Genomic DNA, 17,898 nt, shown 5'->3' with positions numbered 1-17,898 from the left:
ATCTTATCTCCCATTTTACTCCAAATAAGTATATCCGTACAATCCGGAACGGTAGTTGGCCAGGAATTCTTTTCCTTCTTCCAAAGAAATACGTCCTTCCTTCACCGACTTGGTCACCCAGGTTTCCAATGTACGAACCAGTTTTTTCGGGTTATACTGCACATAGTCGAGTACCTCGGCCACGGTTTCCCCATCAATCACCTGATCAATGCTGTAGCCCTTGTCGTCCACACTCACGTGTACGGCATTGGTGTCACCAAACAAATTGTGCATATCGCCCAGGATTTCCTGATAAGCTCCTACCAGGAAAACTCCTATATAATAAGATTCTTTCGCCTTGATGGTATGTACCGGCAAATCGTGCGCTACGTTCCGGCTGGTCACGAAGTTGGCAATCTTTCCATCCGAGTCACAAGTAATGTCCTGCAATGTAGCCGTGCGGTCGGGACGTTCGTCCAGTCGCTGAATCGGCATAATCGGGAAAATCTGGTCGATGGCCCAGGAATCCGGCAATGACTGGAACAGTGAGAAGTTGCAGAAATACTTGTCGGCCAGCAGTTTGTCCAAGTTGCGGAATTCATCCGGGGCATGTTTCAGGTTCGAAGCTATCTGGTTGATTTCACGTGTCACCGACCAGTACATCCGTTCAATCTGTGCCCGTGTCTTCAGGTCGACGATACCGTGGCTGAACAGGTCGAGCGATTCCTCCCGGATTTGCTGCGCATCGTGCCAAGCCTCCAGCATCCGGCTCTGACTCAGGTTGTCCCAAATCTGATAAAGTTCCTGCACCAGTTCATGATCGTCTTTGCTCACCACGAAATCCTCGTCCATGGAAGGCAGAGAAGCCGTTTCCAGCACCTCAAAAATCAAGACGGAATGATGAGCCGTGAGCGAACGTCCGCTCTCCGTGATGATGTTCGGATGCGGGATGTTGTTCTTGTTACTGGCATCCACCATGATGGAGATAGAGTCGTTCACATATTCCTGAATGGAATAGTTCACACTACTTTCGCTGTTGGAAGAACGGGTTCCATCGTAATCCACTCCCAATCCACCACCAATATCCACAAATTCCACCGGATAACCTAACTGATGCAGCTGCACGTAGAACTGTGAAGCCTCGCGCAATGCAGTCTTTATGCGGCGTATTTTAGTCACCTGACTGCCTATATGGAAATGAATCAGTTTCAGGCAGTCCCGTAAGTCCTTCTTCTCCAGGAAATCAAGGGCTTCCAGCAGTTCACTGGAAGTCAAGCCAAACTTGCTGGCATCGCCTCCACTTTCTTCCCACTTTCCGCTTCCCGAAGAAGCCAGTTTAATCCGGATTCCGATATTCGGACGCACATTCAGCTGCTTGGCCATCTTGGCAATGAGCTTCAGTTCATTCAGCTTTTCTACTACCAGAAAAATCCGTTTGCCCATCTTCTGTGCCAGCAGCGCCAGTTCAATGTAACTTTCGTCCTTGTAGCCATTACAGATAATCAGTGAATCCGAATCCGTGTTGATGGCAATTACGGCGTGAAGCTCCGGCTTGGAACCGGCCTCCAGTCCCAGGTTGAACTTCTTTCCATGACTGATAATCTCCTCCACAACCGGTCTCATCTGGTTTACCTTGATCGGGTAAATGATGAAATTTTCGGCCTGATAGCCATATTCTTCGGAAGCCTGATGAAAACAATTGGATATTTTCTCAATCCTATTGTCCAAGATATCCGGGAAACGTACCAGCATGGGCGCTGTCACGTCCCTGAGCTGTAATTCATCTACCAGTTCTTTCAAATCGACGGCTACCCCGTCTTTACGTGGAGTGACTACCACATGACCCTTTTCATTGATACCAAAGTATGAAACGCCCCACCCCGTAATGTTGTAGAGCTCTTCAGAGTCTTCAATACGCCATTTTCTCATTTCACTACATAAAGTCTAGATTTATACTTCTTTAATTTATCAATTTCTTCAAGCGGTCTACCGCCTTGTCAATCTGTTCATAACTTTCAAGTTCCTCCGCATTGAAACGCCATTTTGCCTTCGTGTAATAAGGCAGTCTTTTTTCCAAGGCGGAAGTGATGACCTGCATCAGCTCTTCGTCCGTTTTGTTCGCCAACAAGGGACGCTTGGCCTTTGCTATCTTTAAACGACGGAACAGTACCTCCGGACATACATCCAGAAATACTGTCTCGCCTGTATGATTCATATAATCCATGTTATCGAAAAAACAAGGAGTTCCTCCCCCGCATGCAATCAGCACGTTTTCAAACTCACCGGCTTCATGGAGCATCCGCTGTTCCAGCAGGCGGAAGCCTTCTTCTCCCCTTTCCGCAAACAAGTCGGAGATGGGCTTACGCATACGCTCCTCAATATACCAGTCAAGGTCGACAAACTGTAGTCCAGTAGCCGCACTGTAAGCTTTTCCCAGTGTGGTCTTGCCCGAACCCATATAGCCAATCAAGAAAACTCTTTTCATTATTTTTTCTTTGCTTTTGCTCCTTTCATTTTCCGCGTTTCCGCCTTCTGGTTTTGCAGTTCAATCACCTTGAAACAAGCTTCCAGATTCAGGTCGGCTGGATTCACGTTGTTTGGAATCTTATAGTTTTTCTTCTGATATGCAATGTAAGGACCGTAACGGCCGTTCAGAATCTGCATGTCCGGATTGTCGGGGAACTGCTTGATAATCTTCTGGGCCTCTTGTTCCTTCTTTTCCCGCAACATCTGCTCTGCTTCCTCAAAGGTTACCGTCATGGGGTCTTTGTCCTTCGGAATAGACACAAACTCGTTGCCGTGGCGTACATAAGGTCCAAAACGACCAACTCCTACCGAAACAGCCTGCCCGTCGAGTTCCCCTAAGGTGCGAGGCAGTTTGAACAAGTCGAGCGCTTCTTCCAGGGTGATGGTTTCCAAGGAATGTCCCTTGTTCAACTGAGCAAATTTCGGTTTTTCCTCGTCTTCGGAAGACCCAATCTGTACCACCGGGCCAAAACGGCCGATTTTTACAGAAACCGGTTTCCCGGTCTTCGGGTCTGTACCCAGCATACGTTCCCCCACTTTATGTTCGGTCTTCGTGGCCAGTGTAGTCTCTACCAGCGGATGGAAATTCTCATAAAAGACTTCCATCAGGTCGGTCCATTTCTTTTCGCCTTCGGCTACTTCATCAAACTCTTTCTCCACGCTGGCCGTGAAGTTATAATCCATAATCTTCGGAAAATACTGCATCAGGAAGTCATTGACCACACAACCCACATCGGTCGGAATCAACTTGGACTTTTCGCTTCCGCTCATTTCCGTCTGCACGGTTTCCTTTACATCCTTGCCTTTCAGCCTCAACAAGGAATATTCCCGTTTCACACCCTCCTTATTTCCTTTCTCCACATAACCTCTTTGCTGAATCGTGGAAATGGTCGGTGCATACGTAGACGGACGTCCAATGCCCAATTCTTCGAGCTTGCGCACCAGACTGGCTTCTGTATAGCGTGCCGGAGCCTGACTGAATCGCTGAACGGCCGAGATTTCTTCACGTTGCAGGTTCTCGCCCACCTCCATCTTCGGCAGCCCGGTAGAATCCTCCTGTTCGGTCTCTTCATCGAAAGACTCCTTGTACACTTTCAGGAAACCATCGAACACAACGACTTCACCCACTGCCTGGAACTCATCGTCACAGGTACTTATGGAGATGGTAGCCGTGGTTTTCTCCAGTTCCGCATCGGCCATCTGAGAAGCCAACGTACGTTTCCAAATCAGTTCATACAGACGTACCTCCTGCGAAGTACCCTCAATGGATTCATTCGACATATACGTCGGACGGATGGCTTCGTGGGCCTCCTGTGCTCCTTTTGTCTTGGTGGCATACTGCCGTGTGTGCACATAACGTTCGCCCATCATGGACAGAATCGCATCGCGGCTCGTAGCCAAAGCCAGTTCAGAAAGGTTCACTGAGTCGGTACGCATATAAGTAATCAATCCGCTTTCATACAGACGCTGTGCAATCATCATGGTCTGTGCCACCGTATAACCCAGCTTACGGGCGGCTTCCTGCTGAAGCGTAGAGGTGGTGAAAGGAGGAGCCGGCGATTTCTTCACCGGACGGGTAATGATATCTTTGATGGTGAAATCAGCATCCTTGCACTTTTCAAGGAACTGGCGGGCTTCTTCTTTGGTCTTGAAGCGACGTCCCAGCGTGGCCCGGATAGAGGCCCCTGCCGCATCCTTGAATACAGCGACCACTTTGTAAGAAGCCTCACTGGTAAATGCATTGATTTCACGTTCGCGTTCCACAATCAGGCGTACAGCCACCGACTGTACACGGCCGGCCGAAAGCGCCGGCTTGATTTTCCGCCACAGTACAGGAGATAATTCAAAACCTACAATACGGTCGAGTACCCGTCGTGCCTGCTGCGCGTTGACCAAATCAATATTGATGTCCCGAGGATGTTCTATCGCCTTCAGGATAGCTGTCTTTGTGATTTCGTGGAATACAATACGTCGCGTTTTCTTCGGATCCAGTTTCAACACCTCAAACAAGTGCCAGGAAATAGCTTCTCCCTCCCGGTCCTCATCGGATGCCAGCCATACCATATCGGCCTTGGCCGCTTCCTCTTTCAATTCAGACACCAGTTTCTTCTTATCTTCCGGTATTTCGTAAATCGGTTTGAAATGATCTTTTATGTCGATACTAAACGCCTTCTGTTTCAGGTCGCGGATATGTCCGTAACTTGACATAACTTTATAACCCTCCCCCAAAAACTTTTCGATTGTCTTAGCTTTTGCCGGAGACTCCACTATGACCAGGTTATTTTGCATGATATTCTGTATTCCGTTTTTTATATTTTTCGGGACAAATGTAGAAAAAAAATTATAACATACACGATAAACAAACTGAAAATAACTTACTTTGCAGGGTAATATCGCTTTTTTAATTACCTTAATTTATGAACAACAAAAGTATCAACAGCAACAAGCAATTCATGATAGGCAACGGAATCCTGGCATTCGGCGTATTCTTCATCGTATGCCTCTTCCTGTATTTAGGCTTCCGGGGACAGTCAAAAAACGATGACAAGACCAAGACTTTCGAAGGACTTTATGCCATAGAGATAGCCGATTCCTTCACCGGCGACAGCCTTTCGGTCTACATCAATGACAGCCTGCTGTTCAATTCCACTTTAGGCAACAGTTCCGTCAAATTCCAAGTGAAACGCTTTGCCGAAGAAAACACCCTGATGGTGGTGGACAACCGTACCGACGAAGTGACTCCTTTCAACTTGAACACCAAAGGCAGCCAGGTACAGATACAAAAGAAGAACGGAAAAATCTTCATTCAGGAGACTGAAAACCCCTAAACGCATCGGAAAATTTGCCTCAACATGCCCATGAATTCTCTGTTTCACACTGTGGGATACAAAAACCACAGTGTGGGATATATATTTCACAGTGTGGGATACAAATCCCGCACTGCGAAACAGAGAAACTGCCCTGCCATTTCTTTTTTAGTTCTTCTGCATTTCGCATTTAATCTTTCCCCGTCCCTTTTCTTCCTACGGATACCCTCATCCACCAAATTGACACAAATCGCAAAGGATTCTTTGAGAAAACATATCCGTGTGCGTAAACGAAAAAATGTTATTTAATCGGCAAAGTTGCGAAAATTAAGGTCTTGTCAATTGGATATTAGAATAAAAGGACGTAATTTTGACACGCAATCATTTATTTTTAACCTGAAATCCACCTGATAGAGGGAACGAAAAGAAAAACATGGAACAAGTTTTTAGCTATATTATCGGGCTTGGGGCAGCCGTGATGATGCCTATCCTGTTTACCATTTCAGGCGTATGTATTGGGATTAAATTCGGCAAAGCACTGAAAAGCGGTTTGTTGGTCGGAGTAGGTTTTGTGGGACTCTCCGTGGTAACGGCACTTTTAACCAGCAGCTTAGGGGAACCGTTGAAGAAAGTGACCGAAATTTATGGCCTGAGCCTGGGTATTTTCGACATGGGCTGGCCGGCGGCCGCCTCCGTGGCCTACAACACTTCCGTGGGAGCCTTCATCATTCCGGTATGCCTGGGCATCAATATCCTCATGCTGCTGACCAAGACGACCAAAACGGTCAACATCGACCTATGGAACTACTGGCATTATGCCTTCATTGGTGCGGTGGTCTACTTTGCTACGGAAAACATCTGGTGGGGATTCTTCTCGGCCATCATCTGCTATATTCTCACACTGATTATGGCCGACCTGACCAGCAAGCAGTTCCAGACCTATTATGAGAAAATGGAGGGCATATCCATTCCCCAGCCTTTCTGTCAGGGATTTGTGCCCTTTGCCCTCGTCCTCAGCAAGCTACTCGACAAGATTCCGGGCTTCGACAAGCTCAACATCGATGCGGAAGGAATGAAAAAGAAATTCGGCATCATGGGAGAGCCGTTGTTTCTCGGCGTAATCGTGGGCTGCCTTATCGGAGTCCTGGCCTGCAAAAACACCCAGGAACTGATTGACAGGATTCCGTCTATCTTAGGACTGGGCATCAAGATGGGAGCGGTCATGGAACTGATTCCGCGCATCACTTCCTTATTCATTGAGGGGCTGCGCCCGATTTCCGACGCCACCCGTGAACTGATTGCCCGCAAATTCAAGCACAGTACCAGCCTGAACATCGGCATGAGTCCGGCACTGGTTATCGGCCATCCTACCACCTTAGTGGTTTCCCTCCTGCTGATTCCGGTCACTTTGTTCCTGTCGGTGGTTCTGCCCGGCAACCAGTTTTTGCCCTTGGCTTCACTGGCCGGCATGTTCTATCTATTCCCGGCCGTATTGCCTATCACCAAAGGCAACGTGCTGAAAACCTTCCTCGTCGGACTGGTGGCTCTGATTATTGGTCTGTATTTCGTGACCGACCTGGCCCCGTTCTTCACACAAGCCGCCCAGGATGTTTTTGTCAAGACGCACGACACTGCCGTACAGATACCGGAAGGATTCCAGGGAGGTGCCCTCGACTTTGCCTCAAGCATCTTCTCCTGGGTGATTTTCCATGCAGTCTATCATCTCAAGATAATCGGTTCGGTGGTATTGGTCCTTGTCACTTTGGGCATGGCCGTATACAACCGCCGGCGTATCCTGCACGAGACTTTACAGAATAAAGAATAAAAAAATAAATAAAGCGCTTATGAAAAAATTAGCAATGGCTATGATGCTGGGCGTGGCGGCTCTTTCGGCTCATGCCCAGGTAAACTACCGGATGCAGACCGCCTGCAATCCGCAAGATGTAAAAACCTACGACACCCAAAGGCTGCGCAGCAGCTTCCTGATGGAGAAAGTGCTGGTGGCCGATGAAATCAACGTCACCTACTCCATGTACGACCGTTTCATCTTCGGTGGTGCCATGCCGGTCCACAAAGAACTGTCACTGGATACCATCGATCCGCTGAAAGCTCCTTACTTCCTGTTCAACCGGGAACTGGGAGTCATCAATATCGGCGGTGACGGTATTGTCACGGTAGACGGTAAGGAATATGAACTGAAATTCAAGGAAGCCCTCTACGTAGGACGCGGCAAGCAGAAAGTGACCTTCAAGAGCAAGGATGCCAGCCAACCGGCCAAGTTCTACCTCAATTCTGCCATCGCCCACAAAGAATACAAGACTCAATGGGTTACCATCGATGGGCGTAAGGGCTCGCTGAAAGCAAACTCTTTTGCTGCCGGTAAGATGGAAGAAAGCAACGACCGCGTCATCAACCAGCTGATTGTGAAAAACGTGCTGAAAGAAGGTCCTTGCCAGCTGCAAATGGGACTGACAGAACTGAAACCGGGAAGCGTGTGGAACACTATGCCGGCCCATACACACAGCCGCCGTATCGAAGCTTATTTCTACTTCAATGTGCCTGAAGGCAACATGATTTGCCACCTGATGGGACAACCCCAGGAAGAACGCCTGGTATGGATGGCCAACGAACAGGCCATCATGTCGCCGGAATGGTCCATTCACGCAGCTGCCGGAACCAGCAACTACATGTTCATCTGGGGAATGGCCGGGGAAAATCTGGACTATGGCGACATGGACAAAATCCAATATACAGAAATGAGATAACACATTCTTTCCAGTTTGGAAAGAAACCATACCCCAATTCACCAAATATTTTCGAGAATTCAGACTGACATGGGCTGAATTCTCTCATCCGTACTTACAAGCAAAACGTTTGTAAAAGAAATATCTTTAATCTAATATCAGCATATGAGTACATTTAAAACAACCAGCGAAAAAATAAGCAACTACCGATGGATTATTTGCTTCATGCTATTTTTCGCCACTACAGTCAACTACCTGGACCGTCAGGTACTTTCCCTCACCTGGAAAGACTTTATTGCTCCTGAATTTCACTGGACAGATACACACTACGGAACCATTACCGCCATTTTTTCCATCATCTATGCCATTGCGAATCTCTTTGCCGGCCGTTTCGTCGACTGGCTGGGTAGCAGAAAAGGATATTTATGGGCCATTGCCATCTGGTCGGTCGGTGCCTGCCTGCATGCCCTCTGCGGCTGGGCTACCGAAATGAGTGTAGGCCTTCAGGATGTAAATGACATGCTTGCCGCTTCCGGTGCCCTGACCTCTACCATCGCCATTACCAGCGTGTATTATTTCATTGCGGCCCGCATCGTGCTGGCTGTAGGCGAATCCGGCAACTTCCCGGCCGCCATCAAAGTGACCGCCGAATATTTCCCGAAAAAGGACCGCGCGTTCGCCACTTCCATTTTCAATGCGGGAGCTACCGTCGGTGCCCTCATTGCCCCGGTCAGTATTCCTTCACTGGCCAGTTATTTCAAGAGTATCGGTGTAGGCAACGGCTGGGAAATGGCTTTCATCGTCATCGGTGCGTTGGGTTTCATCTGGATGGGCCTTTGGCTGTTCGTATACAAGAAACCCCAAGAAAATCCGCGTGTCAATGCCGCGGAACTGGCTTACATCCAGCAGGACAAAGAGAATGAAGATGCCTCTCACCATACGGAAAATGAACCGAAGCTTACCCTCTGGCAGTGTTTCACTTATCGTCAGACCTGGGCCGTAGCCCTCGGTAAGTTCCTGACCGACGGCGTATGGTGGTTCTTCCTCTTCTGGACCCCGGCTTACATCTCCGATGTGTATGGTTTCTCATCCGACAGTTCTACTGCCCAACTGTTGATTTTTGTATTGTACGCCATCACCATGCTCTCTATCTACGGCGGCAAACTGCCGACCATTATCATCAACAAGACCGGAAAAGACCCGTATGCCGCCCGCATGAAAGCCATGCTGATTTTTGCCGTCTTCCCGTTGCTGGCCTTGTTTGCCCAGCCGTTAGGTAATATCTCCTACTGGTTCCCGGTTATCATCATCGGTATTGCCGGAGCTGCCCACCAGTCTTGGTCGGCCAACATTTACTCCGTAGGTAGCGATATGTTCCCCAAGAGTGCAGTGGCAACCATCATCGGTATCGGCGGAATGGCAGGAGGCGTAGGTGCCTTCCTCATCAACATGTGTTCAGGTATCTTGTTCGATTATGCAGAAGCTACCAAAATGGCTTTCCTGGGATTCGAAGGAAAGGAAGCCGGCTACTTCATTATCTTCTGCATCTGTGCCGTAGCTTACCTGATTGCATGGTGCGTCATGAAAGCATTGGTACCGAAGTATAAACTGATTAAACTCTGATCTTTCGGACGTATATAAAAAAGAGTCACGGCATCCCTTTCTGACGCCGTGACTCTTTTCTTTTCTGTCATTCTTATTTCTTCAGTTCCGGATAGCTGATGCGGGTGTGATACATGGTTTTCAGTTTCTCCTTGAACACTGCCTTTACCGTAGCAATATCCTTGAACGTAATCGGACATTCCTTGAAATAGCCTTCGTTTACCTGACTGTCGATAATTTTCTCCACCAAGGCCGAAATACTTTCCTCCGTATACTCCGGCAGACTTCGGGAAGCGGCTTCCACTGAATCGGCCATCATCAGAATGGCCTGTTCCTTGGTAAACGGATTCGGTCCCGGATAACGGAAGGCTTCTTTATCGACCTCCTCGTCAGGATGTTCATTCTGATAGGAGATATAGAAATATTTGGTCAGTCCTTTTCCATGATGCGTACAGATGAAATCTTTGATCACCTGCGGCAAGTCGTGTTTGTCGGCCAGTTTCATTCCGTCGGTCACATGGCTGATGACAATCTGTGCACTCTGCTTGTAGCTGAGCTGGTCGTGCGGATTCACGCCCGACTGGTTTTCCGTAAAGAAAGCGGGATTCATCATCTTACCGATGTCATGGTACATGGCTCCTGTACGTACCAGCTGACTGTTTGCTCCGATGCGGTTGGCTGCGGCAGCCGTCAGATTGGCCAGTTGAAGGGAATGCTGGAACGTGCCCGGTGCCACTTCCGACATTTCCCGCATCAGCTTGTTGTTGATATTGGACAATTCCACCAGTGTCACGTTTGAGGTGAAGCCGAAGGTCTTTTCTAAAATAAACAACAACGGATACGTAAACAACAGCAGGATGCCGTTCAATACAAAATTCATATACATGTGCGTACTCAACTGTGCGATTTCACTGACGTGTATCAAATCGAGGGCCAGATACATCAAGCAATAGGCACATACCACAATCAACGCACTACGGAACAGCTGGGAACGCTGAGACAGCTCCCGCAAGCTATAAATACCGGCCATGCCTGCCGCTGTCTGCAGCAAGATAAACTCATGGGGCGTACGCAAACAGATGGAACACAGCAGAATGGTAATGATGTGGGCCATAAATGCCGTACGGGAATCCAGAAATATACGTATAATCAGAGGTATCATGGCAAACGGCACAATATAGACACTCATGAAGGCATGTTCCACCATGACGGAAGAAATAACCGGAAAGGCAATCATAATAATGAACAGCAGAACCAACATCCGGTGTTTCTTGTAATAATCTCTCCGGAACAATTCCAGGTAAATCATGAAACAGCCTACCAGCAAGGCCACAAAAAGCAATTGTCCCAACAAAGTCAGCCGCTTCTCTGACACGGTCTCACTACGTTTGTTCCACTCCTTCTCCAGTGATTTCAGGATGTTGTAGGTATGACTGTCGATAATTTCTCCCCGGTCGATAATTTTCTGTCCGTTCATCACAAAGCCGTTAGCCCACGACAATTCGGACAACAAATCTTGTTTGGCAGCCTCCGATTTCGACGCATCGTATACCATATTCGGAGCAATGTACTCATTCAAGTTACACCGTTGCAACAAGCTCCTCCGATAATGAAGCGTATCCGAATAAATCAAGGTCTCATAGGCAGTCTTGAAAGTGTAAAGACTGTTCACATCCACCTGATTGGCCGTATTCTTGTCCACTAACTGAATGGCATGTACGCTGTCTTTCCGTAACTTTTCCCAATCATTGGGCGCAAAGATACCCTTTTCATACACCACTTTCAGCAAGCGTTCGATGTGATGCTCATAAGCCGGTGCAGGAATGATGCGATGCAAACTGTCAGTATAGGCTTTCTTAAACTGCTGTATCATCCGTTCGCCCACCGTTTTGTCCATCTGATAATACGGACTATATAACCGCATGATGCTGTCTTGCTCGCGCTGCACTTCAGCATCTTCCTTGTAGATAGGAAAGTCAAACGAGGCCTGAAGCAGTCCGTACTTCCAAGGTTTGTTGATGTCAAATTGATAGTTGAACCTCCCTTCACGCGGCAGGAAATAGACAATTACGCTAACGGTTACGATGAATATACCTAATTTATATAACAATCCTTTATAGGAAAACTGTCGTTCGGTCTGTAAACTTTTCATGTCAAAAAGATATTTTGCGTGCAAAATAAGAAAAAAACGGGAAAATTAGATTAATTTTGCGGCGTATTTTTAGATAAAAACCACAATGTCAGAAAGAAAAGTAAGAGTCCGTTTTGCACCGAGTCCCACAGGTGCGTTGCATATCGGCGGCGTACGTACCGCTTTGTACAATTATCTGTTTGCCCGCCAGCACGGGGGAGCACTGGTTTTCCGTATTGAAGATACCGACTCACACCGTTTCGTTCCGGGTGCTGAGGAATACATTATCGAATCGTTCAAATGGCTGGGCATCAAGTTCGACGAAGGTGTCAGCTTCGGAGGAAACTACGGTCCGTACCGCCAGTCGGAACGCCGTGACATTTACAAGAAGTATGTACAGGTACTTCTGGACAACGGAAAGGCTTACATCGCATTTGACACGCCCGAAGAACTGGAAGCCAAACGCAAGGAAGTTCCGAACTTCCAGTACGATGCTTCCACACGTATGTCTATGCGCAACTCGCTGACCATGCCTAAAGAAGAAGTAGACAAGCTGATTGCAGAAGGCAAGCAGTATGTGGTCCGCTTCAAAATTGAGCCGAACGAAGACGTGCATGTACACGACATCATCCGTGGAGAAGTGGTCATCAACTCTTCTATCCTCGACGACAAAGTATTATATAAATCTGCTGACGAGCTGCCGACTTACCACCTGGCCAACATCGTAGACGACCATCTGATGGAAATCTCCCACGTGATTCGTGGAGAAGAATGGTTGCCTTCTGCTCCGTTGCACGTACTGCTGTACCGTGCATTTGGTTGGGAAGATACCATGCCGGAATTCGCTCACCTGCCGCTGCTGTTGAAACCGGATGGAAACGGAAAACTGAGCAAACGTGACGGCGACCGTCTGGGCTTCCCGGTATTCCCCTTGGAATGGCACGATCCGAAGACAGGGGAAGTCTCTTCCGGATACCGTGAATCTGGTTATCTGCCAGAAGCAGTCATCAACTTCCTGGCCCTGTTGGGATGGAACCCGGGCAACGACCAGGAAATCATGTCGATGGACGAACTGATCAAGTTGTTCGACCTGCACCGTTGCAGCAAGGCCGGTGCCAAATTCGATTATGAAAAGGGAAAATGGTTCAATCATGAATATATCCTGATGAAGAGCGACGAAGAAATCGCCCAGCTGTTCATGCCGATTCTGAAAGAGCACGGCATCGATGCACCGATGGACAAGGTGGTTACCGTGGTCGGATTGATGAAGGGCCGTGTTAGCTTCATCAAGGAATTGTGGGATACTTGCAAGTTCTTCTTCGTGGCTCCGACAGAATACGATGAAAAGACCGTAAAGAAACGCTGGAAAGAAGATTCAGCCGCACGCATGACTGAACTGGCTGACCTGCTGGAATCACTGGATGACTTCTCACTGGCTCATCAGGAAGAAGTGGTCATGAAATGGATTGAGGACAAAGGTTATCACATGGGTAACATCATGAACGCTTTCCGCCTGACACTGGTAGGAGAAGGAAAAGGTCCTCACATGTTTGATATCTCAGCTGTATTGGGCAAAGAAGAAACAGTGGCACGTATGCGCCGTGCAGTAGAGGTACTCAAATAAACGAAGACATGATTTATAATCTTATTATCGCCCTTTATACAAGTGCAGTCAGATTGGCTGCACTTTTTAATAAGAAAGTGGCCCTGATGGTCAAAGGGGAAAAGGAATCTTTCGACATTCTGAAGAATCAGATTGTACGCGGCGAAAAGTACCTGTGGTTTCACGCGGCTTCCTTGGGAGAATTTGAACAAGGCCGTCCACTGATTGAGGAAATCCGGAAAAAATATCCGCAATATAAAATTCTCCAAACCTTCTTCTCGCCTTCCGGATACGAGGTACGGAAGAATTACAAGGGAGCGGACATCGTCTGCTATCTTCCGCTGGACACGCCGGGCAACGTGAAGCGTTTCTTGGATCTGGCCCAGCCCTACATGGCTTTCTTCATCAAGTATGAGTTTTGGCAGAACTACCTGACGGAACTGCAACGACGGAATATTCCGGTCTACAGTGTGTCTTCCATCTTCCGGAAAGAACAGATTTTCTTCCGCTGGTATGGGAAAAGCTACCGCAAGGTACTGAACACGTTTACACACCTCTTCGTACAGGATGAAGCATCCGTGAAGCTGTTGCAGTCCATCGGCATCACGAATACAACGATTGTTGGTGACACCCGCTTCGACCGCGTACTGGAAATCTGCCGTCAAGCCAAAGAACTTCCTTTGGTAGAACTGTTCAAAGGAGAACATACCGCCTTTGTGGCCGGCAGTTCATGGGGACCAGATGAGGATATCTTCATCCCGTACTTCAACGCACATCCAGAGGTGAAACTCATTATAGCTCCCCACGTGATTGAGGAAAGCCATTTGAAAGAGATTATCGGTAAACTGAACCGTACGGTCGTACGCTACACGCAGGCCACAGAGGAAAAGGTGAAAGAAGCCGACTGCCTGCTGATTGACTGTTTCGGTCTATTGTCTTCTATCTACCGCTACGGAGAAATAGCCTACATCGGAGGTGGATTCGGAGTGGGTATCCACAACGTACTGGAAGCGGCGGTATACGGTATGCCAGTCATCTTCGGTCCGAACAACAAACGTTTCCGCGAAGCACAGGGTTTGCTGCAATGCAAGGGTGGCTTCGAAATACAGGGAGCGAAAGACTTCAAGAAAATCATGGACGAGTTCCTGACCAATTACGGAGCCTTGGACAAAGCAGGCAAAAAAGCCGGAAACTATGTACGAGACAATGCCGGTGCCTTGGAAAAGATTATGCATACAGTGACGCTATAATCCGTGCGCATAAAATAAAAAGGAGCTGAAGAGAGGAATATTTGGTTTCTTTCCTACTTCAGCTCCTTTCTTTTTATCTAACAGCATTCAAAAGAACCGTCATCTCAACATTGCTCATACGATTGGGCTTGTTGCGATGTCTGGTCTTCTTATCAGCAATCATATATCTTTCCTGTTGTAACACCGATTCCTTACAAAAATCATCGGTACCAGTTTTATCTTCCCCAGACTTACTCAGACTTCCTCCGTTCTTTTTGATAAGCCTCGAACATTTCTGCCAAGGTTTCCATCGGAATATGCAACAAATACATTTCCTTGAACACATCGGGCAATACTTGTTGAAGGAAAGTTTCTTTTCGAAGTGCCACTATCTTCTGTGCAGCCCCAGGGGACACGAAATAGCCTAATCCCCGCTTGTTGTAAATAATGCCCTGATTTTGCAGGTAATCGTACGTACGGACCACTGTATTGGCATTGACCTCCACTACGCCCGCATATTCACGGACCGACAGGATGCGTCCCTCTTCCTCATATACATGCTGAAGAATTTCATCCATGATGCGGTCGGCAATCTGCAAATAAATCGGTTTATTCTCTTTAAAAGTCATAGGCGCTACAGTTTTCGTTTAATTACTTGTGAACGGGTAAACAGTCGGTACGACAGCCACCAGTTGAAAAGAGTAAATAAAAAGAAGAAAGTAGTAATTATTGCCAACACCCCATCTACAAATTGGGGGGTATCTTGGAAATGCTTCTGCATCCACTCGGAAAGACGAATCAAAGCTCCTCCTTCTGCCCAACTGGCAAACATAATCCCTCCGAGAATCGTCACTGCCAGACAGGTTCCAATGGTTTTCAGAAAAGGATGCTTATACCAGAAACTTCCTCCCAAGATGAAGAGGGAGTGATTCCACAGGGAGAATATCCATACGAGTAGCTGCATCAACCACCAAGAATATACGGGTTCGCCTGTTGCATCTACCGAAGCATGTGTAGCCCATTTCATGGAAAATACTTCCACTAATATTGGCTGGCTATATATCGCCGATAAATCAAACAAAGGCAGCAACAGATAATGAGTAAGTTCCAATGCCAGTAAGGCTACCAGCACCATCAACAAGGTACCTATGGTCACAAATACAGCCCGTGAAAAGAATTTTTCCAGCTTCGTAGCCGGAAGCAACAAATAAGAGATGCGTTTCTCCTTGCTGTCCATGCATTTCATAATTCGGGAAGCATAAAAAAGCATCGCAAAACTCACTACCATGCCAATTACTCCTAACATATTGCCACAAAAGCGATAAAAGGAATAAACCTCCGGATATACTGTTTCTACCCCATCCTCTGCCGACCACAAAAGGCCCAACATAGGGAAAAAGAAGGCTGCAAAAATACCCAGCAAACCATAAAGGTTACTTTTCCAGTTCTCCATCAAATCGCGTCGCATAATATTCCGCACGCGTACCATACTAAAAGTTGTATTCATCATGCCGTGTCGTTTATTTATCATTAAATATCGCTTGTATTTTCCCACGTTCCGTCAACAGAGCGTTGAACAGCAACTCCAGATTCAACGGACTTTCTTCTCCCGAAAGGTTAGGCCATATCACGCTGTTCCCATGTACAGAAGGCTGTACAAAAAGGGCATCATCCGTTGGCTCATTCATCCCTTGTTCCGCAAATAAGAGTTTGTCCGTAATGTCTACCACCGAACGGTTCAGCAGCACCTCATTCCCATCGATTACCACTACCTGATCCAATAAACGGTCAATATCCCTCACCTGATGCGTAGAAACCACCACCGATTTCTCCTCCGTCATACCCGAAGCGATGACTTTACGGAACTGACTCTTGGAAGGAATATCCAGTCCGTTGGTCGGCTCATCCATCAGGAGTAAAGAAGTATTAGTGGCCAAAGCAAAACACATGTAAGCCTTTTTCTTCTGTCCCATGGACAACTCTCCCAAGTGAATGTCTTCATTCAATTCAAAATCATTCAGACAGGTCCGCAATAGTTCCCAGCTAAAACGAGGATAAAACGGGGCATTTACTTTCACAAACTGTTTCAGGCTCAAGTTAGGCAAGGTAAATTCTTCCGGAACCAAATACAGATCGGATAAAGTTATCGGTAAACGTTTTTGTACATCTATCCCCTTCATCCAGACATTGCCACCTTGCGGACGCAATAAACCGCTTATCAAATAGAGTAAAGTCGATTTACCCGTCCCATTCTTTCCCAAAAGGCCTATCACCTTTCCTGCCTCCATTTCCAGGGAAAAATCCTGGAAAATGGAAGCTTTCTTTCCATAACTGAAGGTCAATCCTTCGATTCTTATCATAGACGTGTTCATGTTGTTGATTAATGATATTAGTGTAATAGTTTAATAGTACACCGCAAATGTAATGCTTTTTCTTAAATCCACAAGCATAAACGAAACTTTTAACAAGAAAAACGGATTAAATTCAAGTCTACAGCCTTTTAAAACGCTATAACAAGGGAAAAGAGAATAATATAAGGAATATACGACGAAACAAGAAACAGTGTAAGAAAAGAGGAAAAGAATTCAAAAAGAGAGATTCTACAGACAAAGCAAGCAAAGGGAAAAAGAAAACAATGCGCCTTACCTCCTGCTTAAAAGAATCCACATTCGAAAACCTCCGGTAGAGGTTCCTTCCGCCACGGAAAAGGCCGTATTTCCGGAGTGTACCGCATAAAAAGAAGAAAGCGGAAGGAACACCGTGGCGAAATAGTCTTTCCTGAGCCAAAGGCCGTATCCTTTCTATTCCGGCCAGCTAAAACTTATGCTTGACCAACGAATCCCTCAGGTTTTTACGTTGACCCCCCGTATTCCGAATGTATATCCGGCCCCGCCGTTTCCCGTTCCCGTGAGGGCACAAAAAAGCCCCGAAGCATTTCTGCCTCGAGGCTCTATCTAAAACGGCGACTACCTACTCTCCCACTTGTACGCAGTACCATCGGCGTGGCGAAGCTTAACTTCTCTGTTCGGAATGGGAAGAGGTGGAACCTTCGCGCCATAGTCACCTTAATATCATTATATTGTCATGACTCACAAGCAAGCAATCTCAGCACAACGGCCAAACGTATATATCATCCTTCATGGATTATTGTGTCTTCCATCCGCCCGGCGCGGATAAGGAAAGCTTTCGGGCAATTAGTAATGCTCGGCTTTGCTGTCTCCAGCTTTACACCTGCATCCTATCAACGTTGTCGTCTTCAACGACCCTAAAGAAATCT

Annotated in this window: 13 protein-coding genes, 2 rRNA genes and 1 pseudogene; 6 read left to right on the top strand and 10 right to left on the bottom strand. The window is 47.2% G+C overall.

The features are described 5' to 3' along the window. Nucleotides 1-15: 15 nt before the first annotated feature. The 3 genes from speA to topA are packed head-to-tail and all read right to left on the bottom strand — an operon-like array spanning nucleotide 16 to nucleotide 4,794. Complete coding sequence (speA, locus tag H6A28_RS10385) at nucleotides 16-1,908, bottom strand: biosynthetic arginine decarboxylase (RefSeq protein ID WP_204476062.1); 1,893 nt, start codon at nucleotides 1,906-1,908, stop codon at nucleotides 16-18. A 31-nt stretch (nucleotides 1,909-1,939) separates the two neighbouring features. Next, nucleotides 1,940-2,464, bottom strand: a complete 525-nt coding sequence (locus tag H6A28_RS10380; RefSeq protein WP_204476061.1) for a shikimate kinase — start codon at nucleotides 2,462-2,464, stop codon at nucleotides 1,940-1,942. Next, the gene (gene topA / locus H6A28_RS10375) at nucleotides 2,464-4,794 is read right to left on the bottom strand and encodes a type I DNA topoisomerase (protein WP_204480172.1); all 2,331 of its coding nucleotides are present in this window, start codon (nucleotides 4,792-4,794) and stop codon (nucleotides 2,464-2,466) included. The genes H6A28_RS10380 and topA overlap by 1 nt, the downstream gene beginning before the upstream one ends. Before the next feature lie 128 nt (nucleotides 4,795-4,922). Here topA and H6A28_RS10370 point away from each other — a divergent pair, with 128 nt between their 5' ends. The 4 genes from H6A28_RS10370 (at nucleotide 4,923) to H6A28_RS10355 (ending at nucleotide 9,679) form a co-directional block, all read left to right on the top strand. After that, complete coding sequence (locus H6A28_RS10370) at nucleotides 4,923-5,333, top strand: hypothetical protein (protein WP_204476059.1); 411 nt, start codon at nucleotides 4,923-4,925, stop codon at nucleotides 5,331-5,333. A gap of 412 nt (nucleotides 5,334-5,745) precedes the next feature. Next, nucleotides 5,746-7,137, top strand: coding sequence for a PTS galactitol transporter subunit IIC (locus H6A28_RS10365; protein WP_204480170.1), 1,392 nt, complete (start codon nucleotides 5,746-5,748; stop codon nucleotides 7,135-7,137). A 19-nt stretch (nucleotides 7,138-7,156) separates the two neighbouring features. Continuing rightward, complete coding sequence (gene kduI, locus H6A28_RS10360) at nucleotides 7,157-8,077, top strand: 5-dehydro-4-deoxy-D-glucuronate isomerase (RefSeq protein WP_204476057.1); 921 nt, start codon at nucleotides 7,157-7,159, stop codon at nucleotides 8,075-8,077. Between the two features lie 144 nt (nucleotides 8,078-8,221). Beyond that, nucleotides 8,222-9,679: an MFS transporter gene (locus H6A28_RS10355; RefSeq protein ID WP_204476056.1), complete on the top strand. Its 1,458-nt coding sequence runs from the start codon at nucleotides 8,222-8,224 to the stop codon at nucleotides 9,677-9,679. Between the two features lie 73 nt (nucleotides 9,680-9,752). Here the strand turns inward: H6A28_RS10355 and H6A28_RS10350 are convergent, their stop codons facing one another. Then, entirely contained in the window at nucleotides 9,753-11,810 is a 2,058-nt protein-coding gene (locus H6A28_RS10350; protein WP_204476055.1) for an HD family phosphohydrolase, read from the bottom strand. An 85-nt stretch (nucleotides 11,811-11,895) separates the two neighbouring features. On the opposite strand from H6A28_RS10350, the gene gltX reads away from it, so the two are divergent. Continuing rightward, nucleotides 11,896-13,413 (top strand): glutamate--tRNA ligase, encoded by a 1,518-nt coding sequence (gene gltX / locus H6A28_RS10345; RefSeq protein WP_204476054.1) that lies wholly within the window; start codon nucleotides 11,896-11,898, stop codon nucleotides 13,411-13,413. 8 nt (nucleotides 13,414-13,421) lie between these two features. Further along, on the top strand, nucleotides 13,422-14,642 hold the full coding sequence (locus H6A28_RS10340) for a 3-deoxy-D-manno-octulosonic acid transferase (protein WP_204480168.1): 1,221 nt from the start codon (nucleotides 13,422-13,424) through the stop codon (nucleotides 14,640-14,642). An 88-nt stretch (nucleotides 14,643-14,730) separates the two neighbouring features. Here H6A28_RS10340 and H6A28_RS15180 read toward each other — a convergent pair. From H6A28_RS15180 to H6A28_RS10315, 6 genes and pseudogenes are all read right to left on the bottom strand, one after another. After that, a pseudogene (locus H6A28_RS15180) lies at nucleotides 14,731-14,880 on the bottom strand (IS982 family transposase); the annotation flags it as partial. Beyond that, the gene (locus H6A28_RS10335; RefSeq protein ID WP_204476052.1) at nucleotides 14,873-15,250 is read right to left on the bottom strand and encodes a GntR family transcriptional regulator; all 378 of its coding nucleotides are present in this window, start codon (nucleotides 15,248-15,250) and stop codon (nucleotides 14,873-14,875) included. The pseudogene H6A28_RS15180 and the gene H6A28_RS10335, both read right to left, overlap by 8 nt. 5 nt (nucleotides 15,251-15,255) lie before the next feature. Next, nucleotides 15,256-16,131: a hypothetical protein gene (locus tag H6A28_RS10330; protein ID WP_204480166.1), complete on the bottom strand. Its 876-nt coding sequence runs from the start codon at nucleotides 16,129-16,131 to the stop codon at nucleotides 15,256-15,258. A 10-nt stretch (nucleotides 16,132-16,141) separates the two neighbouring features. Next, the gene (locus H6A28_RS10325; RefSeq protein ID WP_204480164.1) at nucleotides 16,142-16,981 is read right to left on the bottom strand and encodes an ABC transporter ATP-binding protein; all 840 of its coding nucleotides are present in this window, start codon (nucleotides 16,979-16,981) and stop codon (nucleotides 16,142-16,144) included. 597 nt (nucleotides 16,982-17,578) lie between these two features. Continuing rightward, nucleotides 17,579-17,689 (bottom strand): 5S ribosomal RNA (gene rrf, locus H6A28_RS10320). A 105-nt stretch (nucleotides 17,690-17,794) separates the two neighbouring features. Beyond that, nucleotides 17,795-17,898 (bottom strand): 23S ribosomal RNA (locus H6A28_RS10315); the annotation flags it as partial.

Source organism: Bacteroides mediterraneensis (assembly GCF_016900355.1).
GTDB lineage: Bacteria > Bacteroidota > Bacteroidia > Bacteroidales > Bacteroidaceae > Phocaeicola.
The sequence above is the reverse complement of the archived record's forward strand: the minus strand, read 5'-3'. Positions and strand labels throughout refer to the sequence as shown.